We start from the raw sequence: 19,447 nt of genomic DNA, 5'->3' as shown, positions 1-19,447 counted from the left end.
CCCCATACTACGTGATAATTAAAATTTAGGAAACCCCTAGTTATTTTAAATTACCGTAAATACTATCTATTCGTTACAGCCTCTTTTTAAGTTATCTAAGAATAGTTTAATCTTCTCAGTCGCAATTTTTAATTCTTCTAGTGAGTATGCATAAGAGACACGAATAAATCCTTCTCCAGCATCACCAAAGGCTGTACCTGGTACACAGGCTACCTTCTGATCATTTAATAGTTCTTCACAGAATTCTTCAGATGTAAGACCTGTAGAACGAATACATGGGAATACATAGAAAGCACCCATTGGGTTAAATGTGTGAAGTCCCATATCATTAAATGTTTTTACAAGGAAGTTTCTACGTGAGAGATAAGAGGCTCTCATTTCTTCTACTTCTTTATCACAATGTCTCAGTCCATCTATTGCACCATATTGTGCACCAGTAGGTGCTGACATGATAATATACTGATGAATCTTACACATTGCCTTAGAGAATACTGGGTTTGCAAGAACATAACCAAGTCTCCATCCTGTCATGGCATAAGCCTTAGAGAAACCATTGATGACAATAATCTGATCTCTGATTTCTGGGAATGAAGCCAATGTACAGAATGGTTCTTCATAGCTTAATTCTGCATAGATTTCATCTGATATAACAATAATACCTGATTCTTTAATAATAGGTACAAGTTTCTCATAGTCTTCTCTTGTCATTGCCCCACCTGTTGGGTTTGAAGGGAAGTTGATCAACATGACCTTTGTCTTTGGTGTAATAGCTGCTTTAAGCTTTTCAGGTGTTAATTTGAATTCATCTTTTTCTTCTAGGTGAATTCTTACAGGTACTCCTCCTGAAAGAATAACACTTGGTTCATAAGCAACATATCCTGGGTCTAAGATAATCATTTCATCACCTGGATTCATTAAGGCTCTTACTGCGATATCGATACCTTCTGAACCACCTACAGTCACAATAATTTCATTTTCAGGATCATAATGTACACCAAAACGACGATAATAATAATTACTAATTTCCTGACGTAATTCTAATAAACCTCTGTTTGCGGTATAGAAAGTACGTCCTTTTTCAATTGAATAGATTGCAGCTTCTCTAATCTTCCAAGGTGTCGCAAAATCAGGTTCCCCTACACCTAATGAAATAACACCTTCCATCTGGTTTGCAAGATCAAAGAACTTACGAATACCACTTGGTTTAATAGTTTGTGCTGCAGTACTTAATTTCTTCTCATAATCCATTTTATGGAGTCACCACCAGTCGCGTATTTTTACCATCTTCATCATCTACTAGGACATGTCCATCTGTCTTATATGGCTTTAACACAAATGTTGTTTTTGTTCCTGTAACACCAGGAATACATGCCAATTTAGATGCAACAAAGTGCGCGACTTCCTGCATAGTACGACCCTTTACAATGCACATAAAATCATAATCACCAGATAATAAATACATTGTTTCAATTTCTTCGTACTTATAAATGTGTGATGCAATACGATCATAACCATATTCTCTTTCAGGAATAGCATTAATCTCAATCATCGCAGTCACAAGTTCAGTATTTGTCTTGTCCCAGTTGACAATAGTATGGTAACCACAAATAATCTTCTCTTTTTCTAGTCTATTTAATCTTTCTACAATGCTGTCTTTAGATTCTGCTAGCGCGGCGGCTAGGTCAGAAACCTTATATCTTGCATTTTTCTGTAATAATTGAATTAAAAGACCATCACTCATAGATAAAAGTTCCTTATTATCCAACCTTTTGTCCTCCTTTGACTATTGTACAATTATTTTATAATAACGAAACTCATTAGTAAATAGAGAATAATTATGATAAAATATTTTCATATGGAGGTGTCCTATGAAAACGTTTTATGTTGCAAGCTACGGTAAAGGTGACGATAAAGGAATCTATATCGTTTCTTTTAATGAAGAAACATTGGAATTAAAGAAAATACAACAGATCTTAACTCAAGATTTTCCATCATATTTGATTGCGAAGAATAAAGAGCTTTATGTATCTTATAAGAATGCAAGATCTAATAATGAAGGTGGAGGATTAGGAAGTTTTAGTATTCATAAGAATGAATTGATTCTTAATAATAACTATTCTTCTTCTGGTAGAAGTTATACACATTTATGTATCTCTGATGATAATAAGTATATCTTTGCGGCAAACTATCATGTTGGTGCAACAGCTGCTTATAAGCTAGAAAATTATCGTATTGATCATAAAATTGGTGCTGTGAGACATACTGGTATGGGTCCTGATTTATTAAAGAGACAGACTGCACCTCATGTCCACAATGTTGGTTTTACACCTGACAGACGTTTCTTATATGCTGTAGATTTAGGTGCTGATAAGATTGTGATGTACAACTATAAAGATGGTGTACTTAAAGAGAATACAGATTATACAGTAAATGTTGTACCTGGTTCTGGCCCTAGACATTTGATTTTCTCACAGGATGGACGTTATGGTTATCTCATTAATGAGATTGCGAATAAGATCATGGTCTTTAAATATAATGAGGGTCGTATGAGTTTAGTTCAGGCCATTCATTGTGTTCCACGTCATTTTAAAGGATTTAATGCAGCTGCCGCAATTCATCTCACAAAGAGTGGAGAACATCTACTTATTTCTAATAGAGGTCATAATTCTATTGCCTTATATAGAGTCAATAAAGAGAATGGTAAGATTTCTTTACTTTATATGGTACATACTGGTAAAGAACCTAGAGACTTCAATATTATTGATGATAAGTATGTTATTGTAGGTGCACAGGAAGATAATAAGCTTCAGGTACTTACTTTTGATGAAGAGAATGAAAAGCTATTGATGACAGATTCTGAATTAGAGATTCCTGCACCTGTATGCGTATGTGTTGAAGATTGAGCTTAGCTCAATCTTTTTTATTATATCATTAAGTAATTTAAAGATTCTTTGAGAATAAATATATAGGAGGGCCGCTATGGAAGAATTGATGAAAAATTTATATTTATTCTTAACAGAAGCAGAGAGAGGTGATGTATTAAGAATACATGTGACTGAAACAGATGAATGTTTTGAATTTAGTTATGATGAAGTGATGGATATTGTGTTCCATAATAGAATACCAGAAAGGTTTAAAAAAGAAGTAGGTCCTAGTAATTAGGATCTACTTCTTTACTTTTAGAGTAATGATGACTTCGTCATCTGTTTCATCGATGTTTTCTTCTACATCAGTTCCTGCATCAGTGACCATCTTTACTGCCTGATTGATTGTATTGATTGCGATTTTAACACTTCTAGAGAATTTACGTACACGTGGTTTTTCTTTTTTAGGTGTTAATAGTTTCGCAATTCTTTTTTCTGTTTCATCGACAGTCAAATTCTGTTCAAGAATCTCCTTCAACATATTATTTTGTTGTGCTGTATCTTCTAGTTTTAATAAAGCACGGGCATGTCTTTCAGATATTTCTTTTTTCTTAACTGATTCCTGTACTGTCATAGGAAGCTTTAAGAGTCTAAGCTTATTGGCCACTGTAGACTGCTTCTTACCTACTTTTTCAGCGAGCTGGGCTTGTGTTAAACCCTGTGTATCTAGAATCTGCTGGTAAGCTAAGGCTTCTTCTATTGCTGAAAGATTTTCTCTTTGAATATTTTCTACTAATGCGGCATTGGCTGTCTGATTGTCATCAAGTTCCTGAATGATACATGGCACTTCTGTAATACCTGCTAGTTTGCAGGCACGGTATCTTCTTTCCCCTACAACAATCTGATATTTACCTTCATATTCTCTGACTACGATAGGCTGTAAGAGACCATTCTGCATAATAGATTCAGCGAGTTCCTGAATCTTCTCATCTTCAAAATGAGTACGTGGCTGTTCCTTGTTGGCAACAATATCATTGATGTCTAAGAAACAATAAGCATCTTTAATAACGTTCCTTTTCTTTCTATAAAGGCTTCTTCTTAATTTGTCCATAGTTTCTTGGGTACTTTGCAGGTGTTGATTTCACTTTCTTGATCACGATGTTATGACGATGATCATTCTGATCACTTAAAGTAAAAGTAAAATCATCCATCACTTCTCCTCCAAGTACCTTTATGCCTCCCTTCGCATCTTTTAATTCTTCAGGGGCTTTGAGTCCTTTTAATGAAAGGAAGTAACCATCTTTCTTCACTAATGGGAGACAAAGTTCATCTAAGATATTTAATCTTGCAACTGCACGAGCCATGACGATATCAAATGATTCACGATGATCTTTACAGAAATCTTCAGCACGTGATGCAACTGCTTGAATATGATCTAATTCTAATTCTTTAAATAAGTGATTCAAGAATGTGATTCTCTTATTCAAAGAATCTACAATAGTGACATTTAATTCTGGATAAACGATTTTAAGTGGAACTGAAGGGAATCCAGCACCTGCACCTACATCACAGATTATTTGATTAGAGAATGGGAAATCAAACGCAATTGTAAGAGAATCATAGAAGTGTTTTAAATAAACACCTTCTCTATCTGTAATAGCAGTTAAGTTCATCTTCTCATTCCATTCTACTAGTATTTCATAATACTTTTCAAACTGTTCAATCTGTTTCTCTGAAAGCACAATGCCTTTTTCTTCTAAGCTCACAATAAATTCTTGTTGTGTCATATTAATCTCCGTATTGTGTTTTTAAGTGAATAAGTAAAACAGAAATATCTGCAGGATTAATACCAGAAATACGTGTTGCCTGACCAATAGTTACAGGTCTGACCTTCTTTAGTTTCTGTCTTGCTTCCAATGATAAGTTTAATACATCATCATAGTCTAAGTCGGCGGGAATCTGCTTTTCTTCCATATTCTTTACTTTTTCTACTTGTCTTAATGTTTTTTCAATATATCCCTTATATTTAATAAGAATAGTGATTCTTCTCATTTCTTCTTCAGTTAAGTCAACATGTTCAATATAAGGTAATAAGTCTTCATAGACTAATTCTGGTCTTTGAAGAATAGCACGGGCAGTTACACCTTCTTTTAAACGTGTTGAGCCCTTCTCTTCTAAGAGGTCATTGATTTCACTCTTAGGTGAGAAATGAATGGTATCTAGACGTTCTATTTCAGCATGGATACGATTCATTTTATCTAAGTAAAGTGAATAGACTTCATCATTTACTAAACCTGCATCATGGCCATATTTTCTTAATCTTTCATCCGCATTATCATGTCTTAATAATAATCTATATTCAGCACGACTTGTTAACATACGATATGGTTCTTTAGTACCTTTAGTCACTAAGTCATCAATCAATACACCAATATAAGCTTCATCACGTTTCAAGATTAAAGGTTTATTACCCTTTACCTTCTTAGACGCATTAATACCGGCAATAAGTCCTTGACCTGCTGCTTCTTCATAACCTGAAGTACCATTGATCTGACCTGCAGTAAAGAGATTCTTTAAAACCTTTGTTTCTAGACTAGGCCATAACTGTAATGGATCAATCGCATCATATTCAATCGCATATGCATATTTTAAAATAGTACAGTTTTCAAGTCCTGGTAATGAATGCACCATCTTTTCCTGAATATCATGAGGCATAGATGTAGAGAATCCCTGTACATAGATTGTATTCATTTCCTTAGATTCTGGTTCAAGAAAGATCTGATGTCTTTCCTTATCCGCAAACTTAACAACCTTATCTTCAATAGATGGACAATAACGTGGTCCAATACCTTTAATAAGTCCTGAGAACATCGCGCATTTATCTAGATTATCTCTAATGAGTTTATGTGTCTGGGCTGTTGTATATGTTAAGTAACATACAGTCTGATCTTCTACTGGTGTGAAATGTGTTGTTTCATATGAAAATGAAAGTTTCGCATCTGTACCAGGCTGTACTGTTGTTTTTGAATAATCAATAGAATTGATTTCTACACGAGGTGGTGTACCTGTCTTTAATCTTTGGATTCTAAATCCATAATCCTTTAACTTACTTGATAAATATAAGCTTTCCTTCTGTTTATCTGGTCCACTAGGAGTCTTAGAATGACCTACAAGGACTTCAGCCTTTAAATAAGTTCCTGTAGTAAGAATTGTAGTACGAGATTCATAGCGTGTACCATCCGCAAGTATAACACCCTTACACTCATCACCTTCTACAATCAAATCCTCTACCATTGCTTCTACAATATCAAGATTTTCTTGTTCCTTTAATACTTTCTGCATATAGCGTGGATAAGCTTTCTTATCTGCCTGTGCACGAAGAGACTGAACACCTGGTCCTTTCGCAGTATTCAACATCTTCATCTGAAGGTAAGTCGCATCTGTAGTTTTACCCATCTGTCCCCCAAGTGCATCTATTTCTCTTACAATAATGCCTTTTGCAGGTCCTCCAATGGATGTATTACAAGGCATGCTTCCTGCATTAGAGAAGTTGCTTGTAATAAGTAATGTTTTATTTCCTGTTCTTGCACCAGCAAGACATGCTTCAATACCTGCATGGCCAGCACCTACAACTATAATATCGTACACTATAAACGACCTTCCTTTCTTATTTAATACGTGTCTATATTAACACATCAATTCGCGTTTGTCATTATACCACAAATGCATTATTATGGTGTAAAATTCAATCAAAAATGTTGGTGGTATGATATAATAAAAACGGTGATGAACGATGAAAGAAAGAGATATTTTAAAGATCTATAATAATTATTGTATCATTGGGATGAGTCCTGATCCTGAGAAGTACAGTTATCAAATATATCAGTGCTTAAAGAATGCAGGTAAGCATGTCTATGGTATATCTCCTAAGTATGACACAATAGACAATGATAAGATGTATACATCTCTGATGGATATAGAGTACCCTGTAGATGTTGTTGTTTTTGTCGTCAATAAAACGATTGGTATGACTTATATCAGAGAGATGAGAGAGCTTGGTATCAAGTATGCCTGGATGCAGCCAGGAACTTATGATGAAGATTTACTTCATGCTTTTCATGATCAGGGAATAGAAACAATAGAAAATTGTGTATTACAGGTCATGAATGGTTAAATCAAATATAGATTCATGTAATGGGAAGGTGATATCGACTTGGATATCATCTTTTTTAGTATCTTTCAAATCTACTGTACCTAATGTTTCTTTTCTATCTGATATCACTTGATAACCAAAATCATATTGTTGTGATAAAGAGAAACCAATAGAACTCATAATGACAGGATCACCATGTAATTGAATCATCTGCTCTGTCTGTAGTCTAAAGAAGTTCTGATAAGGAATCTGGTCAATGCCAGTTTCTAATGCCTGTTCAACAGCCATAAAGAAATAAGAAGAGAACTTACCATATGGGAATCCTACAACATAAGGTGTGCCATACTTCTCTTTTAATAATTCTGCAATCTTTAACCCTTTCACTGATACTACAATATTTACATCTGCATAACCGGCCATATCAAGTGATGTATCATGATATAAGAAAGTTGTAAGGACATTGTATTTCTGCTCAGTAAAATAATCCTTTAATATTTCATAGACTTCTTCATCAAATAAATCAGGTGTTAAACCTAATAAATTAATAGAAGTCACAGGCATTTGTAAGTTATATTGAATATCTGGTAATTGTTTAACTAATGTGCATAATTCTTCTTCTGTATAATTCATATATGTACCTCATTTTTTCTTCATTATATCATAGTTTTTAGTTTGCACGAACTAACTATTAGGCTATAATATAGTTAGGTGATACTAACATAGGAGGAGATGTTATGAATTTTTTAGAGATTAAGGATTTAAAGAAGTCTTTTGGACAAGGAGAGAGTCATATTGATGTATTAAAGGGGATTGATATGACTATTAATAAAGGAGAATTCTGTGTATTGCTTGGTCCTTCTGGTTCTGGTAAATCTACACTACTTAATATTATTGGGGGTATTGATAGTTTAGATGAGGGAGAACTTATTATTAATAAACATCATTTAAAGACAATGAAGGAGAAGGAATTAAGTCAATATAGACGTGATCATTTAGGTTATATATTCCAGATGTATAATTTAATTCCTAACTTAACAGTGAGAGAGAATATCGAAGTAGGTGCTTATTTAAGTAAGAAGCCTTTGGATATTGATGATTTATTACATACACTTGGTTTATATGAGCATCAAAATAAATTACCTAATCAATTATCTGGTGGACAACAACAGCGTACTGCAATTGGACGTGCAGTCATAAAGAATCCAGATATACTTCTTTGTGATGAACCGACTGGCGCACTCGATTATCGCACTTCACAGGATATATTACAGTTAATCTGTGATATTAATGAAAGATTTGGAAATACAATCATCATGGTGACACATAATGAATCTATTAAGTATATTGCGAATCATATCTGTGTATTACATGATGGAATAATTAAAGAAGACTATATGAATACAGATCGTAAACGAGTTAATGAGGTGGATTGGTAATATGAAGAATCCATTAAATAAACGTTTTATACGCGAATTAAAAGAAGACTGGAGTAAGTATCTTGTTATCTTCTTATTGATGACAGGTATGATTGGTCTTGTATCTGGTTTTATTGTGGCGGATGAGAGTATGATCAAAGCTTATAATGAAAGTTTTGAGAAGTATACGATTGAAGATGGTCACTTTAATGTAGATAAGAAACTAAATAATCAGTCTTTGATCAATATTTCTAAAGCCGGTGTACATCTCTATGATCATTCTTATGTAGAAGAAACATTGATCAATGGAAATAAATTACGTATCTTTGCGACACCTCAAAGCGTAAATAAAGTATGTGTGATGAAAGGAAAACTTCCTCAAAATGATAAAGAAATTGCGATAGATCGTATGTATGCCGTCAACAACAAGTTATCTATCGGGGATACAATTAAAAGTAAAAATCATTCATTAAAGATCTGTGGTTTAGTGGCTTTACCTGACTATTCCGCATTATTTGAGAATAACAGCGATACGATGTTTGATGCCATCAAGTTTGGTGTGGCTGTTGTACAACCTTCTTTATTTAATCAATGGGATACAGCACATATGACCTATAGCTATTCATGGCTTTATACAAATAAACCAAAGAATGAAGAAAAGAAATCTGAATCATTCTTAAAGTTATTGAATAAAGAAGTACATCTAGAAGAATATATCCCTCAATATGAGAATCAGGCTATTCATTTTACTGGTGATGATATGGGTAGTGATGGCGTGATGGTCAGACTTCTCTTATATATCATGATTGTGATTATCGCATTTGTATTTGCGGTCACTATGACCAATACAATCCAGAAAGAATCTAATGTGATTGGGACATTACTGGCATCTGGTTATACAAAGAAAGAATTGATCCGTCACTATATGACACTTCCTATTATTGTGACACTTATGAGTGCCTTGATAGGTAATATTCTAGGTTATACCTATTTTAGAGTAACTATGGCGAATTTATATTATGCCAGTTATAGTTTAACGACTTATCAAACAGTCTGGAGTGCAGGGGCTTTTATTCAAACAACAATTGTACCCGTTATACTCATGTTTATAATTAATCTCTTTATATTAAATAGACAGTTGTCTCTATCTCCTCTTAAATTCTTAAGAAGAGATTTAAAGAGACATAAACAATCACATGTCATGCCTTTGTCAGCACGCATTCCTTTTATTACACGTTTTAGAACACGTATTATTCTTCAAAATAAAGCCCATTATATTGTGATGTTTATTGGATTAATGTTTGCGAATATGATCTTATTATTTGGACTTGCGATGCCAGATATTATTAATTCCTATGGAACCAATATTAAACAGAATATGTTTGCAGATTATCAATATATTCTTAAAGTACCAGCAAGCTTGCAGTCTAGTGAAAAGAGCTTTTCTAATATGATAGAAGCTTATACTTTCACAAAGGGAATTGAAACAGAAGAAAAGACAGCTGAGAAGTTTAGTGCTTATAGTTTAAAAATGGAAGACAATACTTTGGATACGGTGACTGTATATGGAGTAAAGAAGAACAGTCGTTATGTTTCTATTAATGATGGTGTTTATGTATCAAGTGCTTATGCGGATAAATATCATATACATAAGGGCGATGTACTTCACTTAAAGACAGAGTATACAAATAAGAAGTATACATTAAAGGTCAGTGGTGAATATAACTATCCAGGTGCGATTGCGATATTCATGAATCAGAAAAAAATGAATCAGTTATTTGATTTAGATGATGATTATTTTTCTGGTTATTTCTCAAAGAATCCTATTACTGACATGAATGAAAAGTATATAGGCACAACTATTGATTATGATTCATTAAGTAAAGTATCTCGACAATTGAATGTATCAATGGGAGGTATGGCTTATTTACTTTGTGGAATGGCTGTCATCATGTTTATTGTGCTTATTTATCTTCTTACAAAAACAATTATTGAAAAGAATGCGCAATCTATTTCTATGACAAAAATTCTTGGTTATACAAATCATGAAGTAAGTTCTATTTATATTGTGTCTACATCTATTATTGTATCTTTGTTTATTCTGATCACTGTGCCACTCGATTATGCGATATTAAAGCCAATATTTGAAGCAATGATGAAAGAAGAGATGGCTGGATGGATGCCTCTAAATGTAAGTCACATTACTTTCTTAAAGACAATTATTATTGGTTTTATCAGTTATTTTATAGTGATGTTGATTGAGTATAAGAAGATTAAAAAGATTCCAATGCAGGATGCATTGAAGAATGTGGAATAGGGGGGTTCTTGTATGAATAAGAAGTTAATAGCGATACTATGTTGTATCATGCTTACAGGATGTACAACGGAGACAAAGACGAATAAAACAAAGACAGCTAAAGAAGAAACACCTGTTGTATTAAGTGAAGAAGGTCACAATGTAAAGGAAGCAGTGAATAAGAGTGAAACTATTACTGTAAAGACAAATACACTTGGAGAGATAAAAAGCACAAAAGCAGAAGTCACTATCCCTTCTATAAGTGAAGGTGATCTTATTAAAGATACTACTGTGTTAAAGGATATTAGTAATAAAGGTGATGAGAATATCACCTTGAATGATCATCATTTGTTGATAGAAAATAATAAGAATAGTATCCAGTATGAAGGTACTTTAGATACGACTCTTCCTGTTGGTGTAGATGTGACTTATTATTTAGATGGACAGAAAGTTACAAATATTAAAGGTAAAACAGGTACATTAAAGGCTGTATTTAAGTATAAGAATAATACTGAGACTCCTTTCGTAGCGACTACTATTATGCTTCTTCCTCAAGAAACAGTCAGTGATATTGAAATAAAGAACGGAAAAAGCATGTTGATGGATAATTATCAGGCTATTGTTGGATTAGGATGTCCTGGTCATGAACCATTTAAGGATTCTATGGAAGTAACTATGAAGATCAAGAACTTCCAATGTGACTATATGAGTACTGTATTTACTGATGGTATGTTTAAAGATTTAGACTTAAGTGAACTCACAAAAACAACAGATCAGTTAAACCAATCAGCACAGAAGTTAGTAGAAGGTTCAGCTCAATTATTGGCAGGATGTACAACGTATGGACAATACCTTCATACATATATGTCCAATGTGTCAAAAGTAAGTGAAGGAACCAATGCATTATTAAAAGGGTCAAAACAATATAACGCATCTACACAGGCACTCATTAAAAGCTTAATATCTTCTATGAATAATCCTACAGAATTCATTCAATCTAAAATTAATAATATTGATCTCACAGATGAACAGCGTATAGCAGTCAATAACGCAATCAGTGAAGGTGTTCAGGAAAGCTTAATACAAAATAAGAAGAGTTTAGAACAACTCTCACAATTGCTTTCTCAAAGTCCTGTATCAAAACAATTAGAGACATTATCTTCTAGCTTATCAGAGTTGAGTCAGGCTGGAAATGAACTTTCTCAACAATACCAGACACTTGTAACGGGTGCAAAAAGCTTATCTGAAGGAATGAGTCTATTTGATCAAGAAGGTATTCAAAAGATCACTGATATAACTACAATTAAGAAGTTAAAAGAAAAAGACAATTATAGTGGTCTATCAGGAAATAATATCACAAATACAAAATTCATCTTTGAGATGGATATCTAGAACCTTGTATTCACAAGGTTCTTTTCATTTCTATCAGCTTTAATTTAGCTTATATGATATATATTTTTCATTTTTCGAGCGTTACTGTATTTAAGGATTGGGAGTATGTTAAAATATGAACATGGAGGTGATATTCATGGATGATTTCTTAAGTGATATTTATACAATACTCTTTGCGAAATGGATTCTATTACAGGAAGTGCCTGACTTTGAAACAAAAGTGAATGAAGACTATACAGAGATTCATTTCTATAATAAGCATGCCGATATTGAAATTGTCTTTAATCCATTGAATATCATAGAGTTTAAAGCAACCAATACACAATCTGGTGAGATTGAATATTATCTACATTTCCAGATGAAAACATTGAATCATGCAATAAAGTTATTTAAAGAACTCACTCATTATATGAAGCATATTGGTGATACACCTACTGTTAAGATATTGTTGTGCTGTAGTGGTGGATTAACAACTAGCTATTTTGCGATGAAGATGAATGAAGCCTCTAAATTAATGAGTCTTCCTTATGTGACAGAAGCAAGTGGTTATAATAATTTATACTATGTAGCACAGGATTATGATGTCGTTCTCTTAGCACCACAGATTTCTTATTTACATGCTAAAGCATGTGATATTCTTAAAGATAAAATTGTCTTAAATGTGCCACCTGAAGTATTTGCGAAATATGATGTAAAAGCCATCTTTACACTTGTGAAAGAATCATTAGAGATTAAAAAGAACCAATCTGATCAGAAGATTCCTTTACCTGTTATGTTGGATGTAGAAATTAAACATAAGACATTAGCTCTCTCTATTTTCCGTAATAAACAATCCATTCATGTTGCTTATCGTGTATATGATAAGAATCAAGAAATACTATTAGATAACGAAGTAATCAAACCTATAGTTAATCTTCAGGATATTTGTGACATTATTGATATTGCCCGTCTTCATTATCCACGTATTCGTTATATTGGTATTGCGACTCCAGGTATTATTGATGATGGTTATGTGTCTTCTACAAGTTTAGTCGGATGGGAGACGCCAGAGAGATTAGAAGATGTCCTCACTGAACGTTATCATTTGCCTGTATGTATATGTAATGATGTCAATGCAGCGGCTGTAGGTTATTATTCTTCACAAGATCAAGTAAGTTCACTGGCTTTCTTATTCCAGCCTATTCATGCATTAAGTGGTGCAGGTATTATTGTGGATAACTGCCTACTACATGGTATGCATAACTTAGTAGGAGAAGTACAATTTCTTCCTTTAGATTTAACAGAAGATAAAATGACACTCAGTATGTCTCCTGAAGGATGTATTGAGGTTGTATCACGTACTCTTGTTTCTATTATCAGTTTATTAAGTCCTGAAGAATTAGTTCTCTATTGTGACTTTATTCCTCATGTACTTCCTCTATATGAAGAAATGGCCACTCTTATACCAAAAAAATATATTCCGCCTATTACCAAAGTAGATAACATGCAGGAATATATTCTTCTTGGGACTATGATATTAAGTACAACACAGAACTATGACAGTTCTATGTAGTGTTCAATACGATAGTTTATATTCTTTTCATAATCTCTATTAAAATAACAAGCATAGAGACAATCTAACAAGAACTGTAATGAAGCTCTAGAAGAGAAAGATGCAATCTTTTCTTCTGAATCTTCATAGGATGCAAAATAGAGATGATAATCAACAAGTTTAGATAATTCACTCTCTTTAGTAGAAGAAATAAGAACAGTTGTCACCTGGTTCTTATTCATTACACGGATGAAGTCTTCTACATGAGGTGTTCTATTGGCATAGGAGATCACGATTGCGAGATCTCCTTTTTTTAATGTTTCAGCCACCTTTGTTTGATAGAAAATCTGTTTTTCTACTATGACATCTCTACCTATTTCTAACATGTTCTGTCTAAAACATTCGGCCATAAAATAATTTCCTATAGAAGGAAATAACGCGATAACATTCGCATCATACATCTTCTGGACAATTTTACCAAATTCATCTAGATTCACTAGGTTTAATGTAGAGTGAAGTGTCTGGTCATAGAGATTCAACATTTTAGTCATGATTTCATGGTTTGTGTTATTGATCCTGAAAGGATAGTTATAGTCTACCGAAACAAGTTCTTTCTGGTATCTTTCACGATCAAAATGAATATGGGATTTAAATGCCTGTAAACCTGAAAGTTCTAGTTTATCAATAATACGATAAATAGTAGATACAGATACATAACTGTTCTTAGAAATATCTGAAGCAGACATATTCATAATATCTTCTGAATGTTCTATAACATAATCTATAAGTGTTTTTTCACTTTCTGTAAGGGATAATTGTTCGAGCTTATCATAAATGTTCATAAAAAGCCTCCTGATAGACTATATTATACTCTATTTTAATTACTATTTCTTTAACTGGAAAACTTTAAGTGCATTCTCTGTTGTCTGTTTGGCGACTTCTTCGTAGCTTAATCCTTTTAGTTCAGCAATCTTCTGAGCAACAAAATAGACATTACCTGGTTCATTCTGTTTTCCTCTATAAGGCGCTGGTGTGAGATAAGGGTCATCTGTTTCTACAAGTAGATAGTTTAAATCTACGCCTTCAGCCACTCTTTTAGGAACCTTCGCATTCTTAAAAGTAACAGGACCTGCCAAAGAAATATAATAACCAATCTTAATGAATCTTAAAGCCATCTCATAACTTCCACTATAACAATGCATAATACCCTTTACACCAGACTTAGAAAGTATATCAAATGTATCTTCATAAGCATCTCTGGCATGAATAGTAACAGGTAAAGATAATCTCTTGGCTATTTCTAACTGTTTCTTAAAACAGTCAATCTGTTTTTCTTTAGATGCTTCATCCCAATAGTAATCTAATCCTATTTCACCTACAGCAACAACCTTAGGATCTTTTGCAAGTGCTTCTATTGCCTCTAAATCCTCATCTGTTGTCTCTTTACAATCATTAGGACTAATACCTACTGCAGCATAAATAAAGTCATACTCATGCGCTATCTGTACTGCAAGACGTGAAGACTCTAAATCATAACCTACAACAGTAAAGTACTTCACACCTCTATCTATTGCATTCTGAATATATAAATCACGATTTTCAAATAATTGTTCACTATTTAAATGTGTATGTGTATTAAATAACATTTTTCTTATTACCTCGCTTTTAAACAAGTATACATAAAAAAAACAGGGGAATAAACCCCCTATTAGTAATAGGGCTGTCAGTAATGAACAGCCCATCTTGCATCATTTACTGTCCTACTTATAACTATTATTACTTTCTAAATTAGTGTCCATTGTTTAGCCTCTTCCCACTTAACATCAGGTATACTTTGTAATAGTTTTAATAGTTCTTTATTTGTTTGAGTGTCTAGCTGCTTTGTGCTACAAAAAACAAAATTATTTTCATTATAATGAAGAAAATAGCCTTCTTCTACTTTTAGAATTTTAATAATTCTAGTATATGAAATGTTCATAACAAGTTCAGTTGATATTATGTCTACAGAACTGTCCTTGAAAACAAGATTGTATATAATTTTATCAGTTTCAATATCATATAGTTCTTTTTTCCTACGAAATATTAATTTCATACATAAGGTTCCTAAAAATTCAAGATAAATAACTCCAAAAATAATGAGGCATGTTACAAATAAGTTCATGTACCTAGAAACAAATTCATATAGCAGAAAAAAAACAGAAATAAGTATAAATAGTAAACGAGCTATTCTATATCTTCTTTCATTCAATAAAAGTCTGTATTTTTTTAATATATCATAATCAAGTTCTACATTATTAACCTCAATATTCTCTGACTTATCATCCATATAAATTCCTCCTTGTCTTATATATTATTGCATTTTTATTATTAGAACACAATGTAGTGCAATGATATTTAATTATAATTTTATAAAGAAATGACTGACTTGATAATTAATGAGAAATACTGGAGTATAACAAATATATTATCAATATCAACTGACGATTAAAAAAAGTGTTAGAAAGTAAGATGTTTATACAGGTTCTTCTTTTCTGAATATTCATAATTAAATAGTATCATAAATACAGAATAGAAAACTGTTGAAGATTATACGTTTTATTATGGCATATTCCTCCACCTGTTACTAATTTTTATATATCAAGTTTGCAGTTTAACAAACTGCCTAAAAATCGCTTTATGATGAATAACATCATATAAATATTAAATCTGCAGTGTTGGTAAGATTCCTGAAATGACCTCAGTTTACTCATTACAATAAGTATTTTTTCGTATAACTTACCATCACTGATTCAAAAATGTTGAACTACGTTTCCCCGTGAGACTCCCAGAGCAATTCACTAATCCTGTTTCCTTTATGGTAATAACCTGTGGTTCACTACACTTAGCAACAAATATCTTTGATAAGCATATTTCTAACTGAACTTGTATCATACCAAGCGCACTCATAAAAGACGGACTTTGGTCCGCCTTTTACTATTTCTAATACTATAATGAATTATTTAATCATTGCAACCCTCTCATAATTCAATTAACTTATGAATCTACCTCACTAGCATAAGCAATTCTATTAACTATCATACCAATCGCCATTAAAGCCTGCGGTACACATGTATATGAAGCAAAAACTAAGATTGCAAGCACAGCAATAGTTGTGCAAGTAACTAATGCTTTTTTTTGTAATGACTCTGGTACAAATTCATAATCATAATCATTGTTTGGTAGAGGAGTGATTGTAAAACCAACTTCTACTGTTAGTTCTTTTTTCACTTTATTTGTTGTATCAGCATTTGCGAAAATATCTTCAGAAGTCACAATCAAAACAAATTTTGGATATCCTTTATTTTCCTCTAATTTAACTCCTATATTTCCTGTAGTGACAGATACCGCTACTTTTTTCAAATTACTACTTTCTTTAGCGATTGCATCACGTACTTCAACTATATCTATTTCAAATTCGGAAGTTAACTTATTAATTTTATTCTCGCATTTTGTAGTCAGTTTACCTTCAGAATCCAACTCAATAGTTACAGGTTCTTGAGTAAATTCAGATTTTTTTGTAAATTTTTGACTAATTTTAGAGGAAATTTCTATTTTTAATCCATTAATAACAATCTCTTTTACTGGAAATTCTGCTTCTTGTTTAAGACCTGCTCTTGAAATTACATCTGAATATCCTAATGGATCAAGTACATTATATACATACTGATAAATTTGTTCTTCTATCATCTGATCTGAGCTTTTCTCTGCAAGTTCATCCGGTGACATATAATCCACTTTATCAAATGTTGTAATACCCTTATCACTACCCGAATAGCCTACCTTATCTAAATCAAATGAAGGACTTGAAGGGAATTGCCCACCTGTTCTCTCATTAAATTCAAAGAATTGATCAAACGCCCAATTCTCCGGAATAGGATAACCTAAGTTGCAGCTGTATCCGCTTGACATATCAGCTACAAATGAATATTCCGCTAAGCCTTTTTCACTGATATAAGAACGGATATATCTTGGTGCATAAATTCCTACCTTATACTTTTTATTATTTGTTTCACTATTAAATACAAAATTCAGTTTCTTGAAGTATGGAACAATAAATGATTTCATCTGATAATCATAACAGTCAAAGTCTACTGCAAAATAGATGGTTGTTCCTTTAGGAACACCGATTCTCTTAGCTGCTGTAATTGCTGTATGTGCATCTACAAAACCCTGTCTCAGATTCTGAAAATACTGTACTTTATATCCTCCATCCTGATAGATAGGGAATACTCTTAATCCAGCACTTTCAAGGTTTTTGATTTCTTCAAATGTGATGAATTTTCTCTTTCCATTTGCTGTTCCTGTCAGATATCTACCTACCACCTGATATCCTGCATTCTTAATATCTAGTGCCTGCTGCTTATTTAATACTGTGGAGCAGTCACATGCCTTTGCTTTTCTTCCTGTATCACCTTTACTTGTTAAAAGTGATTTCATTGTTGCACAGTTTACTTCTCCAGATGTCACTAATCCAATTCCTGTTAATGCATAGAACTCCTGGAATGCTTCAACCTTGGACTTAGTGCTACTGTCAAAGTTACCATCAAATCTTCCAGCATCATATCCATTCAAGTACAAGCCGTATTGAACAAGCTTATTATACTTTACATAACTTCCATTCTTTCCCTGTTTTAATACACCAGGAAATTTTGCCACTGTCTGATCACCAAAATTTCTTTTGTCAATACTGCCAATAAAGCTTGTATAAATACCTTCAGCAGCCTGTAGTGCAGCAATTAATGCATAAGAAGTAAATCTTGAGACAATACCATCACATGGACCCACACCAATGATATCAGACCAGTCTGCATTCAACTGTTGCTGAATTTTTACAATCATCTTGTCTCCATCATTTGTCTTTTTAAACCAGTTGATTGATACTAGTCCCATCCAAACTTTCCAGTCAATGATGCCTGTTACTGGAAGTCCTGCATCACTCTGGTACTGCTTTACAGCATTCACTCCAGTCGTGTAATAAACTCCTGTAATTCCTCCAGCATTATAGCCCTTTACAAACAATGCGCACTGCAGAATGCATACATTTGGATTTCCTGGATCATTAGCATTCATTTTTGAAATATCACTTAAAGATCTCATTTTATTTAAAGTGATATTTCCTACTGTTCCTGTTACTGGAGAAATTCCATTTTCAATCTGAAAGGCTCTGATAATCCCCTTGCATGTACCTGTACCAGTCATACCGTCCTCATCCAGCTTTACCCATTCAGAACGATGACCATACATGCTGTTTAAATATTTCTGTGCCTTTCTAACATTTTCATCTGCCATTATTACTATCCTCCTATTTTGATAACTACTTTACGTAGAATTCATACCGGTATTCTTTCTACATTTTTATCATACATTCATTCAGAAGCACCATTGTGCCTTTCGCATTTCATTAATATAAGCTATCTAATGAAATTGCTCCTGTTACTTTACCGTTTACCACAATTACTACTCTATCACCTTTGATTTGAATCACTTCATATTGATTTTTAAATACACAATTTGCGATTGACTGACCATCATACCACTTTGAACCAGCCTTAACACGCACACTATCTCCAACGTTTAAATTACTAGTTTTGTTTTTTACCTTATAAAATGTATTAATAAGACCATGATCATAACTACAATCCAAAAACTTTGAATCTATTCCTTTTATATCTTTTAAAACACCTTTTCTGGCATTAGAAGTGAACTGATGCAATAATACATTTCCAAAAGGATTGTATTGAATCTTATTGTCCCAAT

At 33.0% G+C, this 19,447-nt stretch carries 18 protein-coding genes; 7 read left to right on the top strand and 11 right to left on the bottom strand.

The genetic code is table 11. The annotated features are described in order from the left end of the window. Positions 1-66: 66 nt before the first annotated feature. Together ACT8VG_RS00650 and ACT8VG_RS00645 are read right to left on the bottom strand one after the other, a co-directional pair. On the bottom strand, positions 67-1,248 hold the full coding sequence (locus ACT8VG_RS00650; RefSeq protein WP_444195004.1) for an aminotransferase class I/II-fold pyridoxal phosphate-dependent enzyme: 1,182 nt from the start codon (positions 1,246-1,248) through the stop codon (positions 67-69). Between the two features lies 1 nt (position 1,249). Next, positions 1,250-1,741, bottom strand: coding sequence for an Lrp/AsnC family transcriptional regulator (locus tag ACT8VG_RS00645; RefSeq protein WP_006506908.1), 492 nt, complete (start codon positions 1,739-1,741; stop codon positions 1,250-1,252). Between the two features lie 127 nt (positions 1,742-1,868). Between ACT8VG_RS00645 and ACT8VG_RS00640 the strand changes: the two genes are divergently transcribed. Both ACT8VG_RS00640 and ACT8VG_RS00635 read left to right on the top strand, forming a co-directional pair. Next, positions 1,869-2,903: a lactonase family protein gene (locus tag ACT8VG_RS00640; RefSeq protein WP_187011909.1), complete on the top strand. Its 1,035-nt coding sequence runs from the start codon at positions 1,869-1,871 to the stop codon at positions 2,901-2,903. 76 nt (positions 2,904-2,979) lie between these two features. Continuing rightward, positions 2,980-3,162: a hypothetical protein gene (locus tag ACT8VG_RS00635; RefSeq protein WP_217106543.1), complete on the top strand. Its 183-nt coding sequence runs from the start codon at positions 2,980-2,982 to the stop codon at positions 3,160-3,162. Positions 3,163-3,165: 3 nt separating this feature from the next. On the opposite strand, the gene noc is transcribed toward ACT8VG_RS00635, so the two are convergent. From noc to mnmG, 3 genes are read right to left on the bottom strand one after another with little or no spacing between them, the layout of a single operon-like run. Further along, on the bottom strand, positions 3,166-3,975 hold the full coding sequence (gene noc, locus ACT8VG_RS00630) for a nucleoid occlusion protein (RefSeq protein ID WP_217106542.1): 810 nt from the start codon (positions 3,973-3,975) through the stop codon (positions 3,166-3,168). Continuing rightward, entirely contained in the window at positions 3,947-4,651 is a 705-nt protein-coding gene (gene rsmG, locus ACT8VG_RS00625) for a 16S rRNA (guanine(527)-N(7))-methyltransferase RsmG (RefSeq protein WP_217106541.1), read from the bottom strand. Before rsmG ends, noc begins: the two co-directional genes overlap by 29 nt. 1 nt (position 4,652) lies before the next feature. Beyond that, on the bottom strand, positions 4,653-6,512 hold the full coding sequence (gene mnmG / locus ACT8VG_RS00620) for a tRNA uridine-5-carboxymethylaminomethyl(34) synthesis enzyme MnmG (RefSeq protein ID WP_432269193.1): 1,860 nt from the start codon (positions 6,510-6,512) through the stop codon (positions 4,653-4,655). A gap of 145 nt (positions 6,513-6,657) precedes the next feature. Between mnmG and ACT8VG_RS00615 the strand changes: the two genes are divergently transcribed. Beyond that, positions 6,658-7,038 (top strand): CoA-binding protein, encoded by a 381-nt coding sequence (locus tag ACT8VG_RS00615; protein ID WP_187011905.1) that lies wholly within the window; start codon positions 6,658-6,660, stop codon positions 7,036-7,038. On the opposite strand, the gene ACT8VG_RS00610 is transcribed toward ACT8VG_RS00615, so the two are convergent. Further along, positions 7,018-7,647: a hypothetical protein gene (locus tag ACT8VG_RS00610; protein ID WP_187011904.1), complete on the bottom strand. Its 630-nt coding sequence runs from the start codon at positions 7,645-7,647 to the stop codon at positions 7,018-7,020. The two genes, ACT8VG_RS00615 and ACT8VG_RS00610, sit on opposite strands and share 21 nt — an antisense overlap. Positions 7,648-7,751: 104 nt before the next feature. Here ACT8VG_RS00610 and ACT8VG_RS00605 point away from each other — a divergent pair, with 104 nt between their 5' ends. The 4 genes from ACT8VG_RS00605 (at position 7,752) to ACT8VG_RS00590 (ending at position 13,672) form a co-directional block, all read left to right on the top strand. Beyond that, positions 7,752-8,453, top strand: coding sequence for an ABC transporter ATP-binding protein (locus tag ACT8VG_RS00605; RefSeq protein WP_187011903.1), 702 nt, complete (start codon positions 7,752-7,754; stop codon positions 8,451-8,453). Position 8,454: 1 nt separating this feature from the next. Further along, positions 8,455-10,749, top strand: coding sequence for an ABC transporter permease (locus ACT8VG_RS00600; protein ID WP_444195003.1), 2,295 nt, complete (start codon positions 8,455-8,457; stop codon positions 10,747-10,749). Between the two features lie 12 nt (positions 10,750-10,761). Continuing rightward, on the top strand, positions 10,762-12,120 hold the full coding sequence (locus ACT8VG_RS00595) for a hypothetical protein (RefSeq protein ID WP_217106538.1): 1,359 nt from the start codon (positions 10,762-10,764) through the stop codon (positions 12,118-12,120). Between the two features lie 136 nt (positions 12,121-12,256). After that, positions 12,257-13,672 carry an ROK family protein gene (locus ACT8VG_RS00590; protein ID WP_444195002.1) on the top strand — a complete coding sequence of 472 codons (1,416 nt, stop codon included), beginning with the start codon at positions 12,257-12,259 and terminating at the stop codon, positions 13,670-13,672. Here ACT8VG_RS00590 and ACT8VG_RS00585 read toward each other — a convergent pair. The 5 genes from ACT8VG_RS00585 to ACT8VG_RS00565 form a co-directional block, all read right to left on the bottom strand. Next, entirely contained in the window at positions 13,654-14,493 is an 840-nt protein-coding gene (locus ACT8VG_RS00585) for a MurR/RpiR family transcriptional regulator (RefSeq protein WP_217106536.1), read from the bottom strand. The genes ACT8VG_RS00590 and ACT8VG_RS00585 overlap by 19 nt on opposite strands. 42 nt (positions 14,494-14,535) lie before the next feature. Next, entirely contained in the window at positions 14,536-15,297 is a 762-nt protein-coding gene (locus tag ACT8VG_RS00580; RefSeq protein WP_288687172.1) for a TatD family hydrolase, read from the bottom strand. Positions 15,298-15,434: 137 nt separating this feature from the next. Then, the gene (locus ACT8VG_RS00575; RefSeq protein ID WP_444195001.1) at positions 15,435-15,977 is read right to left on the bottom strand and encodes a hypothetical protein; all 543 of its coding nucleotides are present in this window, start codon (positions 15,975-15,977) and stop codon (positions 15,435-15,437) included. Between the two features lie 707 nt (positions 15,978-16,684). After that, positions 16,685-18,979: a glycoside hydrolase domain-containing protein gene (locus tag ACT8VG_RS00570; RefSeq protein ID WP_444195000.1), complete on the bottom strand. Its 2,295-nt coding sequence runs from the start codon at positions 18,977-18,979 to the stop codon at positions 16,685-16,687. A gap of 112 nt (positions 18,980-19,091) precedes the next feature. Continuing rightward, a partial coding sequence (locus ACT8VG_RS00565; protein ID WP_444194999.1) for a hypothetical protein occupies positions 19,092-19,447 on the bottom strand: 356 nt, incomplete at its 5' end.

It is taken from the genome of Catenibacterium sp. (assembly GCF_052354645.1).
GTDB classification, from domain to species: domain Bacteria; phylum Bacillota_I; class Bacilli_A; order Erysipelotrichales; family Coprobacillaceae; genus Catenibacterium; species Catenibacterium mitsuoka_A.
This window is presented reverse-complemented; position numbering and strand designations above follow the sequence as displayed.

Excerpts from the sequence above, each read along its gene's own strand:
- ACT8VG_RS00590 (WP_444195002.1), top strand. The coding sequence starts at position 12,257 with ATGGATGATTTCTTAAGTGATATTTATACAATACTCTTTGCGAAATGG.
- ACT8VG_RS00600 (WP_444195003.1), top strand. The coding sequence starts at position 8,455 with ATGAAGAATCCATTAAATAAACGTTTTATACGCGAATTAAAAGAAGAC.
- ACT8VG_RS00605 (WP_187011903.1), top strand. The coding sequence starts at position 7,752 with ATGAATTTTTTAGAGATTAAGGATTTAAAGAAGTCTTTTGGACAAGGA.
- ACT8VG_RS00595 (WP_217106538.1), top strand. The coding sequence starts at position 10,762 with ATGAATAAGAAGTTAATAGCGATACTATGTTGTATCATGCTTACAGGA.
- ACT8VG_RS00575 (WP_444195001.1), bottom strand. The coding sequence starts at position 15,977 with ATGGATGATAAGTCAGAGAATATTGAGGTTAATAATGTAGAACTTGAT.
- ACT8VG_RS00650 (WP_444195004.1), bottom strand. The coding sequence starts at position 1,248 with ATGGATTATGAGAAGAAATTAAGTACTGCAGCACAAACTATTAAACCA.
- ACT8VG_RS00645 (WP_006506908.1), bottom strand. The coding sequence starts at position 1,741 with ATGAGTGATGGTCTTTTAATTCAATTATTACAGAAAAATGCAAGATAT.
- ACT8VG_RS00585 (WP_217106536.1), bottom strand. The coding sequence starts at position 14,493 with ATGAACATTTATGATAAGCTCGAACAATTATCCCTTACAGAAAGTGAA.
- ACT8VG_RS00635 (WP_217106543.1), top strand. The coding sequence starts at position 2,980 with ATGGAAGAATTGATGAAAAATTTATATTTATTCTTAACAGAAGCAGAG.
- ACT8VG_RS00615 (WP_187011905.1), top strand. The coding sequence starts at position 6,658 with ATGAAAGAAAGAGATATTTTAAAGATCTATAATAATTATTGTATCATT.
- ACT8VG_RS00640 (WP_187011909.1), top strand. The coding sequence starts at position 1,869 with ATGAAAACGTTTTATGTTGCAAGCTACGGTAAAGGTGACGATAAAGGA.
- rsmG (WP_217106541.1), bottom strand. The coding sequence starts at position 4,651 with ATGACACAACAAGAATTTATTGTGAGCTTAGAAGAAAAAGGCATTGTG.
- ACT8VG_RS00610 (WP_187011904.1), bottom strand. The coding sequence starts at position 7,647 with ATGAATTATACAGAAGAAGAATTATGCACATTAGTTAAACAATTACCA.
- ACT8VG_RS00580 (WP_288687172.1), bottom strand. The coding sequence starts at position 15,297 with ATGTTATTTAATACACATACACATTTAAATAGTGAACAATTATTTGAA.
- noc (WP_217106542.1), bottom strand. The coding sequence starts at position 3,975 with ATGGACAAATTAAGAAGAAGCCTTTATAGAAAGAAAAGGAACGTTATT.
- ACT8VG_RS00570 (WP_444195000.1), bottom strand. The coding sequence starts at position 18,979 with ATGGCAGATGAAAATGTTAGAAAGGCACAGAAATATTTAAACAGCATG.